Raw genomic sequence first — 21,038 nt, 5'->3', positions numbered from 1 at the left:
TCAACGCTGGACGTGCGCCGAGTCGAACCAACTCTTCATCGAGCACATGGCGAAGGCACTGGTGCTGCATTCGCCATTGACCAGCGCCTCGTGCAATCGGTCGACGTCGACTTGCATCACATAACGCACGCTGTCGTGAAAATGCTGGCTGTCACCAAAGCCGCCCTCGGTCATTTCCTTGAGCGCCTGCTCCTTGCTCCAGCCCTGCACTACCACGCGGTACATCGCCGCCATCAGTCCGGTGCGGTCAGATCCGTGCTTGCAGTGCATCAGCACCGGGCCATCAGCTTCAGCGGACTGAATCGCGCGCAGGGCCTTGAGCACATCGCTGTCGTCGACGTGATTGGTGCGATACGGCAGTTGCACCTGCCTGATTCCCGGCACAGAGAGCCAGTCGCTGTCAGCATCAGGCAGGAAGTTGATCACCGTGACGACATGTAGGTCGTTCAACAGCGGCACCGCGCTGCGGCTGGGCAAGGCGCTGCGATACAGCGTCGGTGACATGCGGAACAGGTTGAACTGCGCTTCTACCGGCTGCGCCCAATCCGCCGGGCGAGATGGCGCGGCGTCGGCCGCCCGGGCCGCAATGCCATGCAACAGGGCAACAAGCGAAAAGCATAACGCGGGAAAAAAGCGCACTCGATACATGCTGGGCTGACCGTTTCGGCAATCTTCATGGGAGGAATTGCAGCTTCGCTATTGAGCGGTCAACACGCCGTGAGCCGGCCGTCAAAGAAACGTGAATCGGCGCCTCGTCGGGCTTTTTTCCGCGCGAACGGTTTTTCTTGATGCTTAGCCTGCTACCATTTGTCACATGATGTTGCAGACGTGGCGCCCTTGGCCGGGACAGACACTCGTTATCGCAACGCAAAATTCCTCGAGCTGCTCGCAGAAGCGGCTGACTTCTATGCCTGATGAGGTGCCCCCATGTCTGATCAAGATCGAGACAACCCGCGCCGTGAGTTCTTGCGCAAATCCCTGACCCTGATTCCGGTGGTCACGCTTGCCGGTACCGGCCTGGGCAGCAGCGTGCTGCAAGCCGCACCTGAAAGCACACCGGCGCCTGCCGCAGCAAAACCGGCCGCTGCTGGCGCCGGTGATTATCAGCCGAGCTTTTTTACCGCCGAAGAATGGGCGTTCATCAACGCCGCCGTCGCGCAGTTGATCCCCAACGATGCGCAAGGCCCCGGCGCCCTCGAAGCCGGCGTGCCGGAATACATCGACCGACAGATGAACACCCCGTATGCCGCCGGCGCCCTCTGGTACATGCAAGGCCCGTTCAATGCCGACGCTGCTCCGGAAATGGGCTGGCAGAGCAAATTGGTGCCCAAAGAAATCTACCGCCTCGGCATCGCTGCCACGGATCAGTGGGTAAAAGGTCTGAGCGGTAAAACATTTGCCGAGCAAGACAGCGCTACCCGAGACGATTTGCTCAAGCAACTTGAAGCCGGCAAACCGCAGTTCGACGCGGTGCCAGCGAAGATCTTCTTCAATCTGCTGCTGCAAAACACCAAGGAAGGTTTCTTCTGCGACCCGATCCACGGTGGCAACAAAGGCATGGTCGGCTGGACCATGATCGGTTTCCCCGGCGCCCGCGCCGATTTCATGGATTGGGTGGAACGCAACGAGCAATACCCCTTCCCGGCAGTATCGATTCGCGGCGAGAGGGCGTAAGCATGGCAACGGTAATGAAGAAGGTTGATGCAGTCATCGTCGGTTTCGGCTGGACTGGCGCGATCATGGCCAAGGAGCTCACCGAGGCGGGTCTGAACGTGCTGGCGCTGGAGCGCGGGCCGATGCAGGACACCTACCCCGACGGCAACTATCCGCAGGTGATCGACGAACTCACCTACAGCGTGCGGAAAAAGCTCTTTCAGGACATCTCCAAAGAAACGGTGACCATTCGCCACAGCGTCAACGACATCGCCCTGCCCAACCGCCAGTTGGGCGCGTTCCTGCCGGGCAATGGCGTCGGCGGTGCCGGTCTGCACTGGTCGGGCGTGCACTTTCGCGTCGACCCGATCGAGTTGCGCATGCGCAGCCATTACGAAGAACGCTACGGTAAAAGCTTCATCCCCAAGGACATGACTATCCAGGACTTCGGCGTCAGCTATGAAGAGCTGGAACCGTTTTTCGACTTCGCGGAAAAAGTCTTCGGCACCTCCGGCCAGGCGTGGACGGTGAAAGGCCAATTGGTCGGTCAGGGCAAGGGCGGCAACCCCTATGCGGCGGATCGCTCCAATCCGTTTCCGCTTCAAGCGCAGAAAAACACCGTGTCCGCACAGCTGTTCGGCAAGGCGGCTACAGAAGTCGGTTACAAACCCTACAACCTGCCTTCCGCCAATACCTCCGGGCCATACACCAATCCCTACGGCGCACAAATGGGGCCATGCAACTTTTGCGGATTCTGCAGCGGCTACGTTTGCTACATGTATTCCAAGGCTTCGCCGAACGTGAACATTCTGCCGGCGCTCAAGCCTCTGCCGAATTTCGAACTGCGGCCCAACTCCCATGTGCTGCGGGTCAACCTCGACAGCAGCAAGTCCAAAGCGACCGGCGTCACCTACGTCGATGGCCAGGGCCGCGAGATCGAGCAGCCGGCGGACCTGGTGATTCTCGGCGCCTTTCAGTTGCACAACGTGCGTCTGATGCTGCTTTCCGGAATCGGCAAACCCTACGACCCGATCAGCGGCGAAGGCGTGGTCGGGCGTAACTTCGCTTACCAGAACATGGCCACCATCAAGGCGTTCTTCGACAAGGACACCCACACCAACAACTTCATTGGCGCTGGCGGCAATGGCGTGGCGGTGGACGACTTCAACGCCGACAACTTCGATCATGGCCCGCACGGCTTCGTCGGCGGCTCGCCGATGTGGGTCAACCAGGCCGGCAGTCGACCGATTGCCGGCACCTCGAACCCGCCGGGCACACCGGCCTGGGGCAGCGCGTGGAAACGCGCGACCGCCGATTACTACACCCACCAGGTGTCAATGGACGCCCACGGCGCGCATCAGTCCTACCGTGGCAACTATCTCGATCTCGATCCGGTGTACCGCGACGCCTACGGTTTGCCGCTGCTGCGCATGACCTTCGACTGGCAGGAAAACGACATCAAGATGAACCGCTTCATGGTCGAGAAGATGGGCAAGATCGCCCAAGCCATGGGCCCGAAAGCCATTGCAGTGATCGGCAAGCAAGTCGGCGACCACTTCAACACCGCCTCGTACCAGACTACCCACCTCAACGGTGGCGCGATCATGGGCACCGATCCGAAGACCAGCGCCCTGAACCGCTATTTGCAGAGCTGGGACGTGCACAACGTATTCGTCCCGGGCGCCTCGGCGTTCCCGCAGGGCCTGGGCTACAACCCGACCGGGCTGGTGGCGGCGCTGACCTACTGGTCGGCAAAAGCGATCCGCGAGCAATACCTGAAAAACCCCGGCCCGCTGGTGCAGGCTTAAGGAGCGATGACCATGAAAACTTTCGTTATCGCCACCCTCGCGCTGCTCGGAAGCACGGCAGTTTATGCGGCCGACGTTGATCAGAAGCTGATCAAACAAGGCGAATACCTCGCCCGCGCCGGTGACTGCGTGGCCTGCCACACGGCCAAGGACGGCAAGCCGTTCGCCGGCGGCCTGCCGATGGAAACGCCGATCGGCACGATCTACTCGACCAACATCACCCCGGACAAGACCGGTCTGGGCGATTACAGCTTCGAGGACTTCGATCAGGCCGTGCGCCACGGTGTGGCCAAAAACGGCAGCACCTTGTACCCGGCGATGCCGTATCCGTCTTATGCGCGGGTAACCGAGGCCGACATGCAAGCGCTGTACGCGTATTTCATGCACGGCGTCGAACCGGTGGCGCAGGAGAACAAGGCCAGCGACATCCCGTGGCCGTTGAGCATGCGCTGGCCGCTGATGGGCTGGCGCTGGCTGTTTGCGCCGAAGGTCGAGGATTACCAGGCCACGTCGGCCGATCCGGTAATCGATCGCGGGGCATATCTGGTCGAAGGCCTCGGGCACTGCGGCGCCTGTCACACCCCGCGCGCGCTGACCATGCAGGAAAAAGCCCTGAGCGCGGCGGACGGCAGCGAATTCCTTGCTGGCAGTGCGCCGCTCGAAGGCTGGATCGCCAAGAGCCTGCGCGGCGATCACAAGGATGGCCTCGGCAGCTGGAGCGAAGAACAATTGGTGCAGTTTCTCAAGACCGGGCGCAGCGATCGCAGCGCAGTATTCGGCGGTATGAGTGATGTGGTGACTCACAGCATGCAGTACATGAGCGATGCCGACCTCACCGCGATTGCCCGCTATCTCAAATCGCTACCGGCCAATGACCCGGCGGATCAGCCGCATCAGTACGACGAGAAAGTGGCCACAGCGCTGTGGAACGGTGACGACAGCCAACGCGGCGCGTCGGTGTACATCGACAACTGCGCGGCCTGCCACCGCACCGATGGCCATGGCTACACCCGGGTGTTCCCGGCACTGGCGGGCAATCCGGTGCTGCAAACCGACGATCCGACCTCGCTGATTCATATCGTGCTCAAGGGCGGGACTTTGCCGGCAACGCACACCGCGCCATCGACCTTCACCATGCCCGGTTTCGCCTGGCGCCTGTCGGATCAGGAAGTGGCGGATGTGGTGAGTTTCATTCGTGGCAGCTGGGGCAACAAGGGTGCGCCAGTGAAAGCTGCCGATGTTGCAGAGTTGCGTACAGAGGATATGAAGCAGACCTCCGGTGACGATCTGGGCCAAGTGACGCAACACAACTGACCACTCGCCCGACGGCACTAGCCAGATGAGGATCGCCCCGATACTGTGCGCATATACAGTATCGGGGCGTTTTCATGTCTACTCCATTGCCACCTCGCGGTCGCGGCACCGCAACCAACCCGCACAACCGTTTTGCGCCGAGTCGTTCGGTGGCCGAGGACGATGGCTGGTATCAGGAAGTGCCAGAGACGCAAAACACCGAAGTGATTATCGAGAAGGCCAAATCGATCATCAGCCGCAACACCTCGCCGGATCTGCCCTTCGACCGTTCGGTAAATCCCTATCGCGGCTGCGAACACGGCTGCATCTATTGCTATGCACGGCCCAGCCACGCCTATTGGGACATGTCACCGGGCCTCGATTTCGAAACCCGGCTGATTGCCAAAACCAATGCCGCCCAGGTCCTCGAGGAACAGCTGAGCAAACCCGGCTATCAATGTGCGCCGATCAATCTCGGCTCCAATACCGACCCGTATCAGCCCATCGAGCGCGAATACAAAATCACCCGACAGACCCTGGAAGTGCTGCTGCGCTATCGCCACCCGGTGACCATCGTCACCAAAGGTTCGCTGATTCTGCGCGATCTCGATTTGCTCACGGAGCTGGCGCAGCAACGGCTGGTGGCGGTGATGATCAGCCTGACCACGCTGGATGATGAACTCAAACGCATCCTTGAACCACGCGCCGCTGCGCCCAAGGCACGCCTGCGCGCGATCCGGGTGATGCGCGAAGCCGGGATTCCGGTCGGCGTGCTGTGTTCGCCGATGATTCCAATGATCAATGACAGCGAAATCGAAAGTCTGCTCACCGAGGCCCATGCTGCCGGTGCGCAAAGCGCTGCCTACATGATGCTGCGCCTGCCGCTGGAAGTTGCGCCGCTGTTCGAGGAGTGGTTGCAGGCGCACTATCCGCAACGTGCCGCCCATGTGCTGAGCCTGATCCGCCAGAGTCGCGGCGGCGAACTCTACGACAGCCGATTCGGCGCGCGGATGCGCGGTGAAGGGCCGTTTGCCGACCTGCTCGCACAAAGATTTGCCAAGGCCATCAAAAAGCTTGGCCTGAACAAACGCGAGGGCTATAACCTCGACTGCACGGCCTTCTGTCCGCCGGGTCGCCAGATGTCGTTGATTTAGCGACAATTGGCTTTGGGTTGACGGGTTGGAATCCTTCCGCCGAAACACGCCGGTCACGTTTTTTGTGACCTGGAACACACGTTCTAGAGCGTTTGATTCAGTTTCAGTTAAGTTTCGGCGGCTACCTTGTTCATCGAGTGACTGACGGGTCGGGATGACCCGGATGGTTTAAACAGCCACTGGCTTCATACCGGAATACCGGGGAAGACTCCCTGAATCCGCACAAGAGGATGAATCATGAGTGACAAGGATAAACAGTCGTTGGCTGCCTCGGCGCAAAGCCCTGAAGCACAATCCGCCGATGCAGCACTGCGACAGATCGTTGATGGCTTTTTACGCTTTCACCATGACGTTTTTCCGCAGCAGGAAGAACTGTTCAAGAAGCTCGCCACCGCTCAGGCGCCCAAGGCGATGTTCATCACCTGCGCCGACTCGCGCATCGTTCCCGAGCTGATCACCCAGAGCTCACCGGGCGATCTGTTCGTTACCCGTAACGTCGGCAACGTAGTGCCGCCCTACGGTCAGATGAACGGCGGCGTCTCCACCGCGATCGAATACGCGGTACTGGCGCTGGGCGTGCAGCACATCATCATTTGCGGCCACTCCGATTGCGGCGCCATGCGTGCGGTACTCAACCCCGACAGCCTGGAAAAAATGCCGACGGTCAAAGCCTGGCTGCGCCACGCTGAAGTCGCGAAAACCATGGTGCACGACAACTGCAACTGCACCGACGAAAAAGACAGCATGCCGATCCTCACCGAGGAAAACGTCATCGCCCAACTGCAGCACTTGCGTACCCATCCTTCGGTAGCCTCGCGCATGGCGAACGGTCATCTGTTCATCCATGGCTGGGTCTACAACATCGAAACCAGCGAAATCAAAGCTTACGACGCGGACCAGGGTCGTTTCCTGCCTCTCGACGGCAGCCATCCGATTCCTGTGGCGACGCCCAAAGCGCGCTTCTAAATCTTCCCAACAATCTGTGTGGTATGACGCCGGCCGCTGATTCAGCGGCCCGGCCTCGCCACGCCTGAAGAAAACTTCGGGAGAATCGCCATGCGTGCGGCTCAATTGAAAGCTGTGTTGCCACGGGAGCTGCTCGCCTCCGTGGTTGTGTTTCTGGTCGCCCTGCCGCTGTGCATGGGCATCGCGATTGCCTCAGGGCTGCCGCCGGCAAAAGGTCTGATCACCGGCATCATCGGCGGTCTGGTGGTCGGTTGGCTGGCGGGTTCGCCGTTGCAGGTCAGCGGTCCAGCGGCGGGTCTGGCGGTGCTGGTTTTCGAGCTGGTGCGCCAGCATGGCATCGAGATGCTCGGGCCGATCCTGCTGCTCGCCGGCTTTCTGCAACTGGTCGCCGGGCGCCTGAAGCTTGGTTGCTGGTTTCGGGTCACGGCGCCTGCGGTGGTCTACGGCATGCTCGCGGGCATTGGCGTGTTGATTGTGCTCTCGCAAATCCATGTGATGCTCGATGCCAAGCCGCAGCCTTCCGGGCTCGACAACCTCACGGCGTTCCCGGCGGCCGTAGCGCAAGCCTTGCCATCGTTCGGCTGGCAGGCGGGTCTGCTCGGCTTGTCGACGATTGCGGTGATGTGGCTGTGGGAAAAATTCCGCCCGCATTCGCTGCGCTTCATTCCCGGCGCATTGCTCGGTGTGGGTCTGGCGACGGTGGCGAGCCTGATGCTGGCGTTGCAGGTCAAACGCGTCGAGGTACCGGCGAATCTGGCGGAGGCGATCGATTGGCTCAAGCCGGCCGACCTGATGAGCCTGGCCGACCCGACGCTGCTGATCGCCGCGTTCGCCGTGGCGTTTATCGCCAGTGCCGAAACCCTGTTGTCGGCGGCAGCGGTGGACCGCATGCACAGCGGCGTGCGTTCGGACTTCGACCGTGAGCTGTCGGCACAAGGTGTCGGCAACATGCTCTGCGGCCTGGTCGGCGCGCTGCCGATGACCGGGGTGATCGTACGCAGTTCGGCCAACGTTCAGGCCGGTGCGACCACACGCTACTCGACGATTTTCCATGGCCTGTGGCTGCTGGCATTCGTGCTGTTGCTGTCGAGCGTGCTGCAAAGCATTCCGGTGGCGAGTCTGGCGGGTGTGCTGGTGTATACCGGCTTCAAACTGGTCGACCTGAAAGCTTTCCGTGGTCTGGGTCGGTACGGGCGGATGCCGATGTTCACCTACGCCGCGACGGCGCTGGCGATCATTTTTACTGACCTGCTCACCGGTGTGCTGATCGGCTTCGGTCTGACGATGCTGAAGCTGGCGTTCAAGGCTTCGCGCCTGAAGATCAGCCTGATCGACCTGCCGCAGGACGGCGAGATGGAATTGCGTCTGGTCGGCGCGGCGACGTTCCTCAAAGTACCGGCATTGACCCAGGTGCTGGGCAGCATTCCTCACGGCACAACGGTGCATGTGCCGCTCAACAACCTGAGCTACATCGACCATTCGTGTCTCGAGTTGCTTGAGGAATGGGGCCGGGCGAATGCGGCGAAGGGATCGAAGCTGTTGATCGAATCGCGTGGGTTGAAGCGCAGGCTGGAAGGCCGGGTGCGGACCAATACCGGGATTGGTGCGGCGGGTTAAATCTTCGGGTTGAACTCGACCCCTGTAGGAGCTGCCGCAGGCTGCGATCTTTTGATCTTGATTGTTAAAAAACAAGATCAAAAGATCGCAGCCTGCGGCAGCTCCTACATTGGATTGTGTATGACTCAGGCAGCAGGCTGATCCAGCTCAAGCCCCACACCCAAGCGGCGGCTCATGCACGGCCAGCGTTTCCAAGCGGCGCCGGTATCCGGACTGCTGAGTTTTTCGCGATAGGCTTCGACCGACTCCAAAGCAAAACTCTCGTCGTTGAGCATCTCGTCGATGGCGTGATGCACCGCTTCGTCCAGTTGGTTGGCGAATTCCTCACCGATCAATTGGTGAGCGATCAGGTTGGCGACCGTCATGTCCAAGGGGATCAGTGGCTGGCCGAAATGCTTGATGTACAGGTCGTTGACCTCTTCGACAAAACGGTGCGCCAGATAGGCTTCGTCGAGGAGGCTGTCCAGGCCGACGTGCCCGGCCATGATCGCCGGCGGCTGGAGGAAATACTGCTCGGCGATTTTCAGCACCGGTTTGATCTGTGATTCGATGCCGGCTTCCCTGGCGACTTCATTGGCTGCATCCAGCAGGTCAGGTACTTCATCGATGTAGGCGGCGACGAAACGCGTCAGCACGCCCTGGGCGTCGGCTTCCGGCAACTGGATCGCCGGGTGCAGGTGAGGCAGCTTGCTTTCCAGCTGACGGGTCAGCAGGCCGGTGTCCTTTTCGTGCTGTTGGGCTTTTTGGATCTGCTCGCGCAATGCGGCGGTGTTCATGAAAACTCCAGGAAACAAGGCAATGAAATAGGAAGACATAACTTAGCTGGCTTACGAAAAACGCTAAGACGCATTTGTCATAATTATTTCATCCTTGATGCAGCTGCGTTATATCCATTCGCCACCACTCGTCTGCATCCTTCTCCATTCGGGCACTTGAACGCAAGCTCCGGGTGTTTCAGCTCATTTACGTGGCCGGGTTGCATTTCCCGGGCGCTGTCTATACTCGCCAATGAATGGAGTTAGCTGATGACGCCCGACTGCACCCGCAGCAAGGCCCGGCGATTCAAGTTCGTAGTCTGATGCAGCCGCTCCCTTGCCGCAGGCGATACGCCGGCGGGATAACAAGAACGATAAGGGGAACCCGCAATGATGCGACATCCACATGTCTGGATGGGCCTCCTGTTGTGGTCGATTTTCAGCCAGGCCCATGCAGCCTGGACTGTGAATATGGCGCCTGGAGCGACTGAAATCAGTCACGCAGTATTCGACCTGCACATGACCATCTTCTGGATCTGTGTGGTGATCGGGATCATCGTCTTCGGCGCCATGTTCTGGTCGATGATGGTGCACCGCCGCTCCACCGGCCAGGTCGCCGCGAAATTCCACGAAAGCACCGGCGTCGAGATCATGTGGACCATCGTGCCGCTGCTGATCCTGGTGGCCATGGCCGTCCCCGCCACCGCGACGCTGATCAAGATGTACGACACCAGCGAGCCGGACATCGATATCCAGATCACCGGCTATCAGTGGAAGTGGCATTACAAATACCTGGGCCAGGACGTCGAGTTCTTCAGCAACCTGGCCACCCCCGCCGAGCAGATCCACAACCAGCAAGCCAAGGGCGAGCACTACCTGCTCGAAGTCGACAAGCCGCTGGTGCTGCCGATCGGCGCCAAGGTGCGCTTTCTGGTGACCTCGGCCGACGTCATTCACTCCTGGTGGGTGCCGGCATTTGCGGTCAAGCGCGATGCGATTCCCGGATTCGTCAACGAAGCCTGGACGCGTATCGACAAACCCGGCCTCTATCGCGGCCAGTGCGCCGAATTGTGCGGCAAGGACCACGGTTTCATGCCGATCGTGGTCGAGGTCAAGGAGAAGGCCGACTACGAAACATGGCTCGCCGAGCGCAAGGCCGAGGCCGCGCAGCTCAAAGAACTGACCAGCAAGGAATGGACCCTCGACGAGCTCAAGGAGCGCGGCGACAAGGTTTACCACACCACTTGCGTGGCCTGTCACCAGGCCGAAGGCCAGGGCCTGCCGCCGATGTTCCCGGCGCTCAAGGGCTCGAAAATCGCCACCGGGCCGATCAAGGATCACCTGAGCATTGTCTTCCACGGCAAACCCGGCACCGCCATGGCGGCGTTCGGCAAGCAGCTGTCGGAAGTCGATATCGCAGCGGTCGTGACTTACGAACGTAACGCCTGGGGCAACAACAAGGGCGACATGGTCACGCCAAAAGAAGTGCTGGAGCTGAAACAGGCGGAAAGCAAATGAGCCGGTCAATTACGTCCTCAGTGAACCGGTCGGGGCAGCGTGCCCCGACCTGCCCCGTCCACTTTCGTGAAGGAGACCGGCCATGAGCGCTGTCATCGATGACCACGGTCACGCCGACCACGCCCACGGCCCCGCCAAAGGCCTGATGCGCTGGGTGCTGACCACCAACCACAAGGACATCGGCACGCTGTACCTGTGGTTTGCCTTCTGCATGTTCCTGCTCGGCGGCTCGTTCGCCATGGTCATTCGCGCCGAGCTGTTCCAGCCCGGCCTGCAGATCGTGCAGCCGGAATTCTTCAACCAGATGACCACCATGCACGGTCTGGTGATGGTGTTCGGCGCGGTGATGCCGGCGTTCGTCGGCCTCGCCAACTGGATGATTCCGCTGATGGTCGGCGCGCCGGACATGGCCCTGCCCCGGATGAACAACTTCAGTTTCTGGCTGTTGCCGGCGGCGTTTCTGCTGCTGGTGTCGACGCTGTTCACGCCGGGTGGCGGGCCGAATTTCGGCTGGACCTTTTACGCGCCGCTGTCGACCACCTACGCGCCGGAAAGCGTGACGTTCTTCATCTTCGCCATTCACTTGATGGGGATCAGTTCGATCATGGGCGCGATCAACGTGGTCGCGACCATCCTCAACCTGCGCGCGCCCGGCATGACCCTGATGAAAATGCCGCTGTTTGTCTGGACCTGGCTGATCACCGCGTTTCTGCTGATCGCGGTGATGCCGGTGCTCGCCGGCTGCGTGACGATGATGCTGATGGACATTCACTTCGGCACCAGTTTTTTCAGTGCTGCCGGCGGTGGTGACCCGGTGCTGTTCCAGCATGTGTTCTGGTTCTTCGGCCACCCGGAGGTGTACATCATGATCCTGCCGGCGTTCGGCGCGGTCAGCCAGATCATTCCGACCTTCGCGCGCAAGCCGCTGTTCGGCTACACCTCGATGGTCTACGCCACGGCGAGTATCGCGTTCCTGTCGTTCATCGTCTGGGCGCACCACATGTTCGTGGTCGGCATTCCGCTGGTGGGCGAGTTGTTCTTCATGTACGCGACCATGCTTATCGCCGTGCCGACGGGTGTGAAAGTGTTCAACTGGGCGAGCACCATGTGGCAAGGCTCGATGACCTTCGAGACGCCGATGCTGTTTGCCGTGGCGTTCGTCATCCTGTTCTCCATTGGCGGTTTCTCCGGGCTGATGCTGGCGATCGCCCCGGCGGACTTCCAGTATCAGGACACCTACTTCGTGGTCGCGCACTTCCACTATGTGCTGGTGCCGGGGGCGATCTTCGGCATCTTCGCCTCGGCCTATTACTGGCTGCCGAAATGGACCGGACACATGTACGACGAAACCCTCGGCAAGCTGCACTTCTGGCTGTCGTTCGTCGGCATGAACCTGACCTTCTTCCCGATGCACTTCGTGGGTCTTGCGGGGATGCCACGGCGGATTCCGGACTACAACCTGCAGTTCGCCGACTTCAACATGGTCTCGTCGATCGGTGCGTTCATGTTCGGCGCCACGCAGATCTTCTTCCTGTTCATCGTCATCAAGACCATCCGTGGTGGTGCACCGGCCCCGGCGAAACCGTGGGATGGCGCCGAAGGGCTGGAGTGGAGCGTGCCGTCGCCGGCGCCGTATCACACCTTTACCACGCCGCCGGAAGTGAAATGAACATGGAGTTCTTTGTGGGAGCGCGCCTGCTCGCGAAGAACGCTGACGCGGTGTGTCTGACGCACCGCAGCGTCTGCTTCGCGAGCAGGCTCGCTCCCACAGGGATTCGTGTAGAGGCTGAAAATCATGGCTGACTCGATCTCGCTGAAGAAACTCGTCACTCGCCTGCTGCTGGTGGTGGTGGCGATGTTTGTCTTCGGCTTCGCCCTGGTGCCGATCTATGACGTGATGTGCAAAGCCTTCGGCATCAATGGCAAGACCGGCGGGCAATACGAGGGCGAGCAAGTGGTCGACACCTCGCGCCAGGTGCGCGTGCAGTTCTTGTCGACCAACACCGCCGACATGCCGTGGGACTTTTACCCGAAACACGACGAGATGACCGCCAATCCCGGTGCCGTGAACGAGATGGTATTCATCGCGCGCAACCCCACCGACAAACCGATGAGTGCGCAAGCGGTGCCGAGCATCGCGCCGAGCAACGCGGCGGCGTTTTTCCACAAGACCGAATGCTTTTGTTTTACCCAGCAGGTGCTGCAGCCCGGTGAACAGATCGAAATGCCGGTGCGTTTCATCGTTGACCGCGACATGCCCAAGGAAGTGAAGCACCTGACGCTGTCCTACACGCTGTTCGATATCACCGCCCGACATCCACCGGTGGCCGTTAGTACCGGCGGTTGAGCGTGCCCGATAAGGAGAACAATAAATGGCAACTCATGAGCATTATTACGTCCCGGCCCAGAGCAAATGGCCGATCGTCGCCACGGTCGGGATGTTCGTCACCGTCTACGGCCTCGCTACCTGGTTCAACGATCTCAAGGCAGCACGCCCGGATTCCCACGGCCCATTGATCTTTTTCGTCGGTGGCCTGCTGCTGGCGTACATGCTGTTCGGCTGGTTCGGTGCGGTGATCAAGGAGAGTCGCGCGGGGTTGTACAGCCCGCAGCTGGACCGCTCGTTCCGCTGGGGCATGAGCTGGTTCATCTTTTCCGAAGTGATGTTCTTCGTCGCCTTCTTCGGCGCGCTGTTCTATGTGCGTCATGTATCCGGGCCGGCGCTGGGCGGTGAGGGGCCGAAAGGCATCGCGCACATGCTCTGGCCAAACTTCGAATTTGTCTGGCCGCTGCTGCACACGCCTGATCCGAAACTGTTCCCGCCGCCCAAGGACGTCATCAGCCCTTGGGGCCTGCCGCTGCTCAACACGGTTCTGCTGGTCAGCTCCAGCGTGACCATCACCATCGCCCACCATGCGCTGAAGAAAGGTCATCGCGGCGCGCTGAAACTGTGGCTGGCGATGACCGTACTGCTGGGTGTCGCGTTCCTCGGCTTCCAGGCCGAGGAGTACATCCACGCCTACAAAGAGCTGGGCCTGACCCTCGGTTCGGGCATCTACGGCGCGACATTCTTCATGCTCACCGGATTCCACGGCGCCCACGTAACCATCGGCACGATCATCCTGTTCGTGATGCTGATGCGGATCATGAAGGGCCACTTCGACAACGAGCACCAGTTCGGTTTCGAAGCGGCGAGCTGGTACTGGCACTTCGTCGACGTGGTCTGGATCGGTTTGTTCTTCTTCGTTTATGTGCTTTGACGGCAGCTGCAAGCTTCAAGCGGCAAGCTTCAAGTAAAAGCGGTAAGGCTTCTAACTTGCAGCTTGTAGCTCAACGCTTGCAGCTACCACGGCACGTGGGAAACCAACTGGCCGCTGTAGAAACCCCAGGCCATCAGGCCGACGGTGACTACGGCCAGTGCCACCCGAACACTCAAGGCGATGACAAGGCGATTGGAGCTGCTGTCGTCCTTGACCAGGAAAAACAGGCCGCTGAACAGGCTGACGACCGTGGCAATCAGCATCAGGACGATCGCTGCTTTGAACATGGCAAGACTCCGGGGGACAGGCGATGCACTTGAGTATAGCGATCGCGATGACTGACTTTATGGCGCGCCCATGAAGCGCTTTCGTCCGGGCGTGATACCCACTGTTGTGGTGGCGCTGCTGCTGCCGCTGATGGTTGCGCTGGGCTTCTGGCAACTGGGCCGGGGCGCGGAGAAAACCGCGCTGCTGGCCAGTTACGCTGAACGTCGGGTGGCCGAACCGCTGGCCAGCAGCGAGTTGCTCGGCAACGCCGACCCGGCTTACCGCCGCGTGCGCCTGCACGGCCAGTTCGATCCGGCCCACACGCTGTTGCTCGACAACCGCCAGCGTGGCGGCAAGGTCGGCGTTGAATTGTTGCAACCGTTTCAGGATCAACGCAGCGGTCTGTGGCTGCTGGTCAATCGCGGCTGGCTGCCATGGCCCGACCGGCGCGTGCCGCCGCAATTTCGCACACCCGCCGAGCCCCTGACGCTCGACGCCTGGGTCTACGTCGCCCCCGGCGCAACGTTCCAGTTGCACGCCGATCCGGTCAGCAGTGTCTGGCCGCAGACCATCACCGCCGTCGAGCCGGGCAAATTGTGGCGAACCCTGGAGCGCGACGGCTTCGCCTACGAATTACGCGCCGAACCCGGCCCGGTCAGCTATCAGACCGATTGGCCGGTAGTCGCGATGGGGCCGGAAAAACACCTCGGCTACGCCGTGCAATGGTTCGCCATGGCCACGGCGTTGCTCGGTCTTTACCTCTATTTCGGCTGGCACAACGCAAAGGAGAAACGCCATGGGAAGCGCCATGAATCCACCCAGCATGTCTGAGGCCAAACCCGTTCCCAGCCGCCGGCGTGGGCGCATTCAGCTGCTGCTGATCGTGCTTGGCGTGGTCGGGCCGATGTTGCTCGCTACCGGCATGTACAAATTGCAGTTCTGGGTACCGGAAGGACGCAGCTATCACGGCGATCTGATCGGCAACGGCCAGACCCGCGCCGACCTCGGCGTGCAGGCCGATGAGCAGCGTTGGCAGATTCTGGTCACGGCGCCGAAGGACTGCGCAGTCGATTGCCAACAACTGGTTTATCTGGCGCGGCAGATCCAGATCAGCCTCGGCCGCGAAGCCGGCCGCGCCAGCCACGCCCTCGCCGCCGCGCAACCACTGAGCACCGATTACGCCGCCAAGCTCGACCGTGAATATCCGCAGCTGCAGCGCTATCCGCTGGATGCCGGCGTGTTCACCAGGACCACCGGCGACAAAGCCGTGCCGCAGCTGTGGATCGTCGACCCGCACGGCAATCTGGTGCTGCGTTACGAGTCGAATGTGAAGGGCAAGGATCTGCTCAACGACCTGCGGCATCTGCTGAAACTGTCGAACATCGGATGAGGGCATCGTCATGGCCAAACCTGGATTTCGCCTCGCGCTGTTTGCCACCCTGCTGGCACTGATCGTGGTGCTGCTCGGCGCCTATACGCGCCTGACCCACGCCGGCCTCGGCTGCCCCGACTGGCCAGGCTGCTACGGCTTTATCAGCGTGCCGAAAAGCGAGGCGCAACTGGCCCATGCCGAACTGCATTTCCCGGATGCGCCCGTCGAGACGCACAAAGGCTGGAACGAGATGATCCACCGCTACTTTGCCGGCACTCTGGGTTTGCTGATTTCAGTACTGGCCGGGCGCGCCTGGGTCAACCGGCGCCATCCGGGCCTGCCAGTGAAACTGCCGCTGTTTCTGTTGGCGGTGGTCATCGCTCAGGCGGCGTTCGGCATGTGGACGGTGACGCTCAAGCTCTGGCCGCAAGTGGTCACCGGGCACTTGCTCGGCGGCTTTGCCACGCTGAGTCTGCTGTTCCTGCTGACGCTGAGGTTGTCCGGCGTACTGCCGGCGCTGACGGTTCCGAAGCGCCTGCAATACTGGGCGACGGCGGGCCTGCTGCTGGTGATCGGCCAGATTGCATTGGGCGGCTGGGTCAGTTCCAACTACGCAGCGGTGGCCTGCATCGACTTTCCCACCTGCCACGGCCAATGGCTGCCGCCGGCGGACTTCGCCAATGGCTTTCACCTGACCCAGCACATCGGCCCGAATTATCTCGGCGGACAACTCGATAGCGATGCGCGCACGGCGATTCATCTGACCCACCGCATCGGCGCGTTGCTGGTGACGGTCGTGCTGCTGGGTCTGGCCTGGCAGTTGAAAGCGGTGGGCATGAGCCGACTGGCCGGTTTGCTGCTCATCGCCCTCGCCGCGCAGATCACCCTCGGCATCAGCAACGTGCTGTTTCATTTACCGCTGCCCGTGGCCGTCGCGCATAACGCCGGAGGCGCAGCGTTATTGCTGACGCTGGTGCTGGTCAATTATCACGCGCGCACCAGCCTGCTGCGGGTGAGCCAACCGGTGCTGGCGCGCTGGCGCTTGAGTGCGCACAAACCTGCCGTCGCGCCCATTGCATTGAAAGGAGAAACGCCATGGCGAGTCTGATCGGCGAACGTGCGGGGCAAGCGCTGTGGCGCGATTATCTGGAGCTGACCAAGCCGAAAGTCGTGGTGCTGATGCTGATCACCTCACTGGTCGGCATGTTCCTCGCCACTCGTGCGGGTGTGCCGTGGACAGTGCTGGTGTTCGGCAATCTGGGCATAGCCTTGTGCGCCGGCGGTGCGGCGGCGGTCAATCATGTGGTCGATCGGCGTATCGATGCGGTGATGGCGCGCACGCACAAAAGGCCACTGGCCGAGGGTCGGGTTTCACCTGCGGGGGCGCTGACGTTTGCGTTGCTGCTGGCGTTGCTCGGCCAGGCGCTGCTGCTGACGTTCACCAATCAGCTGACCGCTTGGCTGACTCTCGCTTCACTGCTCGGTTACGCCGTGGTCTACACCGGCTTCCTCAAACGGGCGACGCCGCAGAACATCGTCATCGGCGGCCTCGCTGGCGCCGCGCCACCGCTGCTCGGCTGGACCGCCGCCACCGGCCATGTCAGCGCCGAACCGCTGTTGCTGGTGCTGATCATCTTCGCCTGGACGCCGCCGCATTTCTGGGCGCTGGCGATTCATCGCAAGGAGGAATACGCCAAGGCCGACATTCCGATGCTGCCGGTGACGCATGGCGAGCACTACACCAAAGTGCACATTCTGCTGTACACCTTCGCACTGCTGGCGGTGAGTCTGCTGCCCTACGTGATTCACATGAGCGGCGTGCTCTATCTGGTCTGTGCGCTGGCGTTGGGCGCAAGGTTTCTGCAATGGGCCGTGGTGCTGTACCGTGGCAGTCGGCCGCACGCGGCGATCAACACCTTCAAGTACTCTATTTATTACTTGTTCCTGTTGTTCATCGCCCTGCTCGTAGACCACTACTTACTGTTGAACCTATGACCCGAACCCAGAAAACCGTCTTCATCCTCGTCGCCTTGATCGCGTTGATCCTCGGGCTTACCGTCAACAAAGTGCTGAACGGCAAAGGCCAGGGCGACCCGACTGCGCTGATCGACGCCGGGATCATCCTGCTGCCGCAGAGCCGCAACCTGCCGGACGTGACCATGACCGATCAGGACGGCAAACCGGTTGCCATCGACGAGTTGAAAGGCAAGTGGAGTCTGTTGTTCTTCGGCTACACCTTCTGCCCGGACATCTGCCCGACCACCCTCGCGCAACTGCGGCAGATCAAGAGTGAATTGCCGAAAGAGGCTGTGGATAAACTGCAGATCGTACTGGTCAGCGTCGACCCCAACCGCGATACGCCCAAGCAGTTGAAGCAGTACCTGGGCTACTTCGATCCACAGTTCATCGGCCTGACGCCAACGTCGATCGAGGAGCTGCAGAAGGTCGCGAACGCGGTGAGCATTCCGTTCATTCCAGCCGATACCAGCAAGCCGAACTACACCGTGGATCACAGCGGCAATCTGGCCGTGATCGGCCCGGACGGCACGCAGCGCGGGTTTATCCGCGCGCCGTTGAACAATGCCAAGCTGGTTGCGCAATTGCCGACGATGCTTGAGCGCCAGTAGGAACACCACTGAACCATTGTGGGAGCGGGCTTGCTCGCGAATGCGGTGGGTCAGATAAAGACATGTTGGCTGACACACCGCATTCGCGAGCAAGCCCGCTCCTACACGGACGATATTCCAGGCACAAAAAAGGGGACGCTCATGGCGTCCCCTTTTTTCATTGCAGCAACCGGAATCAGAACGCCGGCAACACCGCGCCTTTGTACTTCTCGGTAATGAACTGCTTCACTTGCGGGCTGTGCAGCGCAGCCGCCAGTTTCTTCATCGCGTCGCTGTCCTTGTTGTCCGCGCGGGACACGAGGATGTTCACGTACGGCGAGTCGTTGCCTTCGATCACCAGCGCATCCTTGGACGGATCGAGTTTGGCTTCCAGCGCGTAGTTGGTGTTGATCAGCGCCAGATCGACCTGGGTCAGCACGCGCGGGATGGTCGCGGCTTCCAGTTCACGGAATTTCAGGTCTTTCGGGTTTTGCTCGATGTCTTTGAGGGTCGACAGAATGTTGGTCGGGTCCTTCAGCGTGATCACTCCGGCCTTGGCCAGCAGCAACAGCGCACGACCGCCGTTGGTGGCGTCGTTCGGGATCACCACGTTGGCGCCGCCGGGCAGGTCTTTCAGATCCTTGAGCTTGCTCGAGTAAGCGCCCAGCGGCTCCAGGTGCACGCCGGTCACGGCAACGAGGCTGGTGCCCTTGGCCTTGTTGAACTCATCGAGATACGGCTGGTGCTGGAAAAAGTTGGCGTCGAGGCGCTTTTCCGCAACCTGAACGTTCGGCTGAATGTAGTCAGTGAAGACCTTGACCTTCAGATCAACACCTTCTTTAGCCAGGGCCGGTTTGACGAACTCGAGGATTTCCGCGTGCGGCACCGGAGTGGCGGCGACGGTCAGGGTTTCGGCGTGAGCCGAAAATGCCGCAACGGCAGCGAAAGCAGCGATCAGTTTTTTCATTCAGCTAACTCCTTTTCCGGGCGCCCGCCAGCGTGTGGCCAGCGCCTCTTTTGATGACCAGAACCGATTATTTGCGCGAGAAATGCACGACCAGGCGGTCGCCCACCATTTGCAGCACTTGCACCAGAATCAACAGTAGCACCACGGTGACGATCATCACGTCAGTCTGGAAACGCTGGTAGCCGAAACGGATCGCCAGGTCGCCCAGACCACCGGCGCCGACCACACCGGCCATCGCCGTGTAGGACACCAGTGTAATCGCTGTCACCGTAATCGCTGCGAAGATGCCCGGACGGGCTTCCGGCAGCAAGGCGTTCATGATGATCTGCCGGGTGGTCGCGCCCATCGACTGGGTCGCTTCGATGATGCCGCGATCGACTTCACGCAGCGCAGTTTCCACCAGACGCGCGAAGAACGGCGTAGCACCCACCACCAGCGGCGGGATCGCCCCGGCCACGCCCAGCGAGGTGCCGGTGATCAGCACGGTGAACGGGATCATCACGATCAGCAGAATGATGAACGGCAGCGAACGCAAGATGTTCACCATAACCGACAGGACTGCATAGAGACCCCGGTTCTCCAGCAACTGACGCGGGCTGCAGAGAAACAGCAGCACGCCCAGCGGCAGGCCGAGCAGCACGGTGAACAGCAGCGAACCGCCGAGCATCAGCATGGTGTCGTTGGTGGCGAGGCCGATTTCAAGCCAGTCGATGTTCTGAAAGAACAGTTTGATGGCTTCTATCGCGGCGTCGTATTGCTTGATTGCAGCGTCAAACATTTCCATTAGCGCAACACCTCCATGTGAACGTCAGCGGCGGTGAAGCGGGCAAACGCCGCCTCCATGTCGCCACCGGTGACAGCGAGGGTCAGTTGCCCGTACGGAATGTCTTTGATGCGGTCGATGCGACCGGCGAGGATGCTGTAGTCGACGCCGGTTTCCCGGGCGACGGTGCCGAGCAACGGCGCGTAGGTCGCCTCGCCCTGGAAGGTCAGACGCACGATGCGCCCCGGCACGTGGGCGAAATCGTCACGCTGCTCGCTCTCGTCGATCTGCTCGCTTTCCTGGACGAAACGCTTGGTGGTCGGGTGCTGCGGATGCAGAAACACATCGGCCACCGGACCTTGCTCGACAATTACCCCGGCGTCCATCACCGCGACCTGATCGCAGACGCGACGGATCACATCCATCTCGTGGGTAATCAGGACGATGGTCAGTTTCAGTTCGCGGTTGATTTCCGCCAGCAGTTGCAGGACCGACGCCGTGGTCTGCGGGTCGAGAGCGCTGGTGGCCTCGTCGCACAGCAGAATCTTCGGCTTGGTCGCCAGCGCACGGGCGATGCCGACGCGTTGCTTCTGACCGCCGGACAGTTGCGCCGGGTACTTTTTCGCATGGTCGGACAGACCGACCCGCGCCAGCAACTCGGCCACCCGTTGATTGATTTCGCTGCTCGACAACTCACCGGCCAGGGTCAGCGGCAAGGCCACGTTATCGGCCACGGTCTTGGAGGCGAGCAGGTTGAAGTGCTGGAAGATCATCCCGACCTGCTGGCGGAAACGGCGCAGGCCGTTGGCATCCAGTGCGGTGACTTCTTCGCCGTCGACGATGATCTTGCCGCCACTGGAATCTTCCAGGCGATTGATCAGACGCAGCAGGGTACTTTTGCCCGCACCGGAATGGCCAATCAGGCCGAACACCTGGCCGTTCTCGATGGCGAGACTGGTCGGGTGCAGCGCGGGAATATCCTTACCGGCGACGCGGTAAGTCTTGTGGACGTTTTGAAACTCGATCACGTAGCGAACCT

The 21,038-nt window shown here is 60.9% G+C and carries 21 protein-coding genes; 15 read left to right on the top strand and 6 right to left on the bottom strand.

Going from position 1 to position 21,038, the window contains the following annotated elements; genetic code table 11:
* Nucleotides 1–648 carry a phosphatase domain-containing protein gene (locus AB4N53_RS20395; protein WP_460122655.1) on the bottom strand — a complete coding sequence of 216 codons (648 nt, stop codon included), beginning with the start codon at nucleotides 646–648 and terminating at the stop codon, nucleotides 1–3.
* 279 nt (nucleotides 649–927) lie between these two features.
* Between AB4N53_RS20395 and AB4N53_RS20390 the strand changes: the two genes are divergently transcribed.
* From AB4N53_RS20390 to AB4N53_RS20365, 6 genes are all read left to right on the top strand, one after another.
* Entirely contained in the window at nucleotides 928–1,674 is a 747-nt protein-coding gene (locus AB4N53_RS20390; protein ID WP_460122653.1) for a gluconate 2-dehydrogenase subunit 3 family protein, read from the top strand.
* A 2-nt stretch (nucleotides 1,675–1,676) separates the two neighbouring features.
* Nucleotides 1,677–3,461: a GMC family oxidoreductase gene (locus AB4N53_RS20385; protein WP_460122651.1), complete on the top strand. Its 1,785-nt coding sequence runs from the start codon at nucleotides 1,677–1,679 to the stop codon at nucleotides 3,459–3,461.
* Nucleotides 3,462–3,473: 12 nt separating this feature from the next.
* Nucleotides 3,474–4,775 (top strand): c-type cytochrome, encoded by a 1,302-nt coding sequence (locus AB4N53_RS20380; protein WP_460122649.1) that lies wholly within the window; start codon nucleotides 3,474–3,476, stop codon nucleotides 4,773–4,775.
* 74 nt (nucleotides 4,776–4,849) lie between these two features.
* Nucleotides 4,850–5,908 (top strand): PA0069 family radical SAM protein, encoded by a 1,059-nt coding sequence (locus AB4N53_RS20375; protein WP_460122647.1) that lies wholly within the window; start codon nucleotides 4,850–4,852, stop codon nucleotides 5,906–5,908.
* Between the two features lie 237 nt (nucleotides 5,909–6,145).
* Complete coding sequence (locus AB4N53_RS20370) at nucleotides 6,146–6,874, top strand: carbonic anhydrase (protein WP_016772323.1); 729 nt, start codon at nucleotides 6,146–6,148, stop codon at nucleotides 6,872–6,874.
* Nucleotides 6,875–6,964: 90 nt separating this feature from the next.
* Nucleotides 6,965–8,491, top strand: coding sequence for a SulP family inorganic anion transporter (locus AB4N53_RS20365; protein ID WP_056791263.1), 1,527 nt, complete (start codon nucleotides 6,965–6,967; stop codon nucleotides 8,489–8,491).
* Between the two features lie 125 nt (nucleotides 8,492–8,616).
* On the opposite strand, the gene AB4N53_RS20360 is transcribed toward AB4N53_RS20365, so the two are convergent.
* Nucleotides 8,617–9,267, bottom strand: a complete 651-nt coding sequence (locus tag AB4N53_RS20360; protein WP_042609002.1) for a hypothetical protein — start codon at nucleotides 9,265–9,267, stop codon at nucleotides 8,617–8,619.
* Between the two features lie 369 nt (nucleotides 9,268–9,636).
* On the opposite strand from AB4N53_RS20360, the gene coxB reads away from it, so the two are divergent.
* From coxB to AB4N53_RS20340, 4 genes are all read left to right on the top strand, one after another.
* The gene (coxB, locus tag AB4N53_RS20355; RefSeq protein ID WP_460122644.1) at nucleotides 9,637–10,764 is read left to right on the top strand and encodes a cytochrome c oxidase subunit II; all 1,128 of its coding nucleotides are present in this window, start codon (nucleotides 9,637–9,639) and stop codon (nucleotides 10,762–10,764) included.
* Between the two features lie 82 nt (nucleotides 10,765–10,846).
* Complete coding sequence (ctaD, locus tag AB4N53_RS20350) at nucleotides 10,847–12,433, top strand: cytochrome c oxidase subunit I (protein ID WP_016772327.1); 1,587 nt, start codon at nucleotides 10,847–10,849, stop codon at nucleotides 12,431–12,433.
* A gap of 126 nt (nucleotides 12,434–12,559) precedes the next feature.
* Entirely contained in the window at nucleotides 12,560–13,111 is a 552-nt protein-coding gene (locus AB4N53_RS20345) for a cytochrome c oxidase assembly protein (protein ID WP_460122642.1), read from the top strand.
* A gap of 25 nt (nucleotides 13,112–13,136) precedes the next feature.
* Nucleotides 13,137–14,024 (top strand): cytochrome c oxidase subunit 3, encoded by an 888-nt coding sequence (locus AB4N53_RS20340; RefSeq protein WP_460122641.1) that lies wholly within the window; start codon nucleotides 13,137–13,139, stop codon nucleotides 14,022–14,024.
* An 83-nt stretch (nucleotides 14,025–14,107) separates the two neighbouring features.
* On the opposite strand, the gene AB4N53_RS20335 is transcribed toward AB4N53_RS20340, so the two are convergent.
* Nucleotides 14,108–14,311 (bottom strand): twin transmembrane helix small protein, encoded by a 204-nt coding sequence (locus AB4N53_RS20335; protein ID WP_024015001.1) that lies wholly within the window; start codon nucleotides 14,309–14,311, stop codon nucleotides 14,108–14,110.
* A 70-nt stretch (nucleotides 14,312–14,381) separates the two neighbouring features.
* Here AB4N53_RS20335 and AB4N53_RS20330 point away from each other — a divergent pair, with 70 nt between their 5' ends.
* From AB4N53_RS20330 to AB4N53_RS20310, 5 genes are read left to right on the top strand one after another with little or no spacing between them, the layout of a single operon-like run.
* Entirely contained in the window at nucleotides 14,382–15,122 is a 741-nt protein-coding gene (locus tag AB4N53_RS20330; protein WP_460122639.1) for an SURF1 family protein, read from the top strand.
* Nucleotides 15,088–15,681: a hypothetical protein gene (locus tag AB4N53_RS20325; RefSeq protein ID WP_460122637.1), complete on the top strand. Its 594-nt coding sequence runs from the start codon at nucleotides 15,088–15,090 to the stop codon at nucleotides 15,679–15,681. The genes AB4N53_RS20330 and AB4N53_RS20325 overlap by 35 nt, the downstream gene beginning before the upstream one ends.
* A 10-nt stretch (nucleotides 15,682–15,691) precedes the next feature.
* Nucleotides 15,692–16,771: a COX15/CtaA family protein gene (locus tag AB4N53_RS20320; RefSeq protein ID WP_460122635.1), complete on the top strand. Its 1,080-nt coding sequence runs from the start codon at nucleotides 15,692–15,694 to the stop codon at nucleotides 16,769–16,771.
* Nucleotides 16,759–17,658 (top strand): heme o synthase, encoded by a 900-nt coding sequence (gene cyoE / locus AB4N53_RS20315; protein ID WP_460122633.1) that lies wholly within the window; start codon nucleotides 16,759–16,761, stop codon nucleotides 17,656–17,658. Before AB4N53_RS20320 ends, cyoE begins: the two co-directional genes overlap by 13 nt.
* Nucleotides 17,655–18,290, top strand: coding sequence for an SCO family protein (locus tag AB4N53_RS20310; protein WP_460122631.1), 636 nt, complete (start codon nucleotides 17,655–17,657; stop codon nucleotides 18,288–18,290). Before cyoE ends, AB4N53_RS20310 begins: the two co-directional genes overlap by 4 nt.
* 175 nt (nucleotides 18,291–18,465) lie before the next feature.
* Here the strand turns inward: AB4N53_RS20310 and AB4N53_RS20305 are convergent, their stop codons facing one another.
* From AB4N53_RS20305 to AB4N53_RS20295, 3 genes are all read right to left on the bottom strand, one after another.
* Entirely contained in the window at nucleotides 18,466–19,236 is a 771-nt protein-coding gene (locus AB4N53_RS20305; protein WP_122506343.1) for a MetQ/NlpA family ABC transporter substrate-binding protein, read from the bottom strand.
* Between the two features lie 67 nt (nucleotides 19,237–19,303).
* Entirely contained in the window at nucleotides 19,304–20,014 is a 711-nt protein-coding gene (locus AB4N53_RS20300; protein ID WP_172834041.1) for a methionine ABC transporter permease, read from the bottom strand.
* 5 nt (nucleotides 20,015–20,019) lie between these two features.
* Nucleotides 20,020–21,027: a methionine ABC transporter ATP-binding protein gene (locus tag AB4N53_RS20295; protein WP_016772338.1), complete on the bottom strand. Its 1,008-nt coding sequence runs from the start codon at nucleotides 21,025–21,027 to the stop codon at nucleotides 20,020–20,022.
* Between the last annotated feature and the right edge of the window lie 11 nt (nucleotides 21,028–21,038).

This window comes from Pseudomonas sp. H3_E04, from assembly GCF_054668915.1.
Note: the sequence above shows the minus strand (reverse complement) of the source record. Positions and strands in the feature narration are given on the sequence as shown.

What these genes read in the sequence shown, in the direction of transcription:
- AB4N53_RS20395 (WP_460122655.1), bottom strand. Translation starts at nt 648, where the DNA reads ATGTATCGAGTGCGCTTTTTTCCCGCGTTATGCTTTTCGCTTGTTGCC.
- AB4N53_RS20390 (WP_460122653.1), top strand. Translation starts at nt 928, where the DNA reads ATGTCTGATCAAGATCGAGACAACCCGCGCCGTGAGTTCTTGCGCAAA.
- AB4N53_RS20385 (WP_460122651.1), top strand. Translation starts at nt 1,677, where the DNA reads ATGGCAACGGTAATGAAGAAGGTTGATGCAGTCATCGTCGGTTTCGGC.
- AB4N53_RS20380 (WP_460122649.1), top strand. Translation starts at nt 3,474, where the DNA reads ATGAAAACTTTCGTTATCGCCACCCTCGCGCTGCTCGGAAGCACGGCA.
- AB4N53_RS20375 (WP_460122647.1), top strand. Translation starts at nt 4,850, where the DNA reads ATGTCTACTCCATTGCCACCTCGCGGTCGCGGCACCGCAACCAACCCG.
- AB4N53_RS20370 (WP_016772323.1), top strand. Translation starts at nt 6,146, where the DNA reads ATGAGTGACAAGGATAAACAGTCGTTGGCTGCCTCGGCGCAAAGCCCT.
- AB4N53_RS20365 (WP_056791263.1), top strand. Translation starts at nt 6,965, where the DNA reads ATGCGTGCGGCTCAATTGAAAGCTGTGTTGCCACGGGAGCTGCTCGCC.
- AB4N53_RS20360 (WP_042609002.1), bottom strand. Translation starts at nt 9,267, where the DNA reads ATGAACACCGCCGCATTGCGCGAGCAGATCCAAAAAGCCCAACAGCAC.
- coxB (WP_460122644.1), top strand. Translation starts at nt 9,637, where the DNA reads ATGATGCGACATCCACATGTCTGGATGGGCCTCCTGTTGTGGTCGATT.
- ctaD (WP_016772327.1), top strand. Translation starts at nt 10,847, where the DNA reads ATGAGCGCTGTCATCGATGACCACGGTCACGCCGACCACGCCCACGGC.
- AB4N53_RS20345 (WP_460122642.1), top strand. Translation starts at nt 12,560, where the DNA reads ATGGCTGACTCGATCTCGCTGAAGAAACTCGTCACTCGCCTGCTGCTG.
- AB4N53_RS20340 (WP_460122641.1), top strand. Translation starts at nt 13,137, where the DNA reads ATGGCAACTCATGAGCATTATTACGTCCCGGCCCAGAGCAAATGGCCG.
- AB4N53_RS20335 (WP_024015001.1), bottom strand. Translation starts at nt 14,311, where the DNA reads ATGTTCAAAGCAGCGATCGTCCTGATGCTGATTGCCACGGTCGTCAGC.
- AB4N53_RS20330 (WP_460122639.1), top strand. Translation starts at nt 14,382, where the DNA reads ATGAAGCGCTTTCGTCCGGGCGTGATACCCACTGTTGTGGTGGCGCTG.
- AB4N53_RS20325 (WP_460122637.1), top strand. Translation starts at nt 15,088, where the DNA reads ATGGGAAGCGCCATGAATCCACCCAGCATGTCTGAGGCCAAACCCGTT.
- AB4N53_RS20320 (WP_460122635.1), top strand. Translation starts at nt 15,692, where the DNA reads ATGGCCAAACCTGGATTTCGCCTCGCGCTGTTTGCCACCCTGCTGGCA.
- cyoE (WP_460122633.1), top strand. Translation starts at nt 16,759, where the DNA reads ATGGCGAGTCTGATCGGCGAACGTGCGGGGCAAGCGCTGTGGCGCGAT.
- AB4N53_RS20310 (WP_460122631.1), top strand. Translation starts at nt 17,655, where the DNA reads ATGACCCGAACCCAGAAAACCGTCTTCATCCTCGTCGCCTTGATCGCG.
- AB4N53_RS20305 (WP_122506343.1), bottom strand. Translation starts at nt 19,236, where the DNA reads ATGAAAAAACTGATCGCTGCTTTCGCTGCCGTTGCGGCATTTTCGGCT.
- AB4N53_RS20300 (WP_172834041.1), bottom strand. Translation starts at nt 20,014, where the DNA reads ATGTTTGACGCTGCAATCAAGCAATACGACGCCGCGATAGAAGCCATC.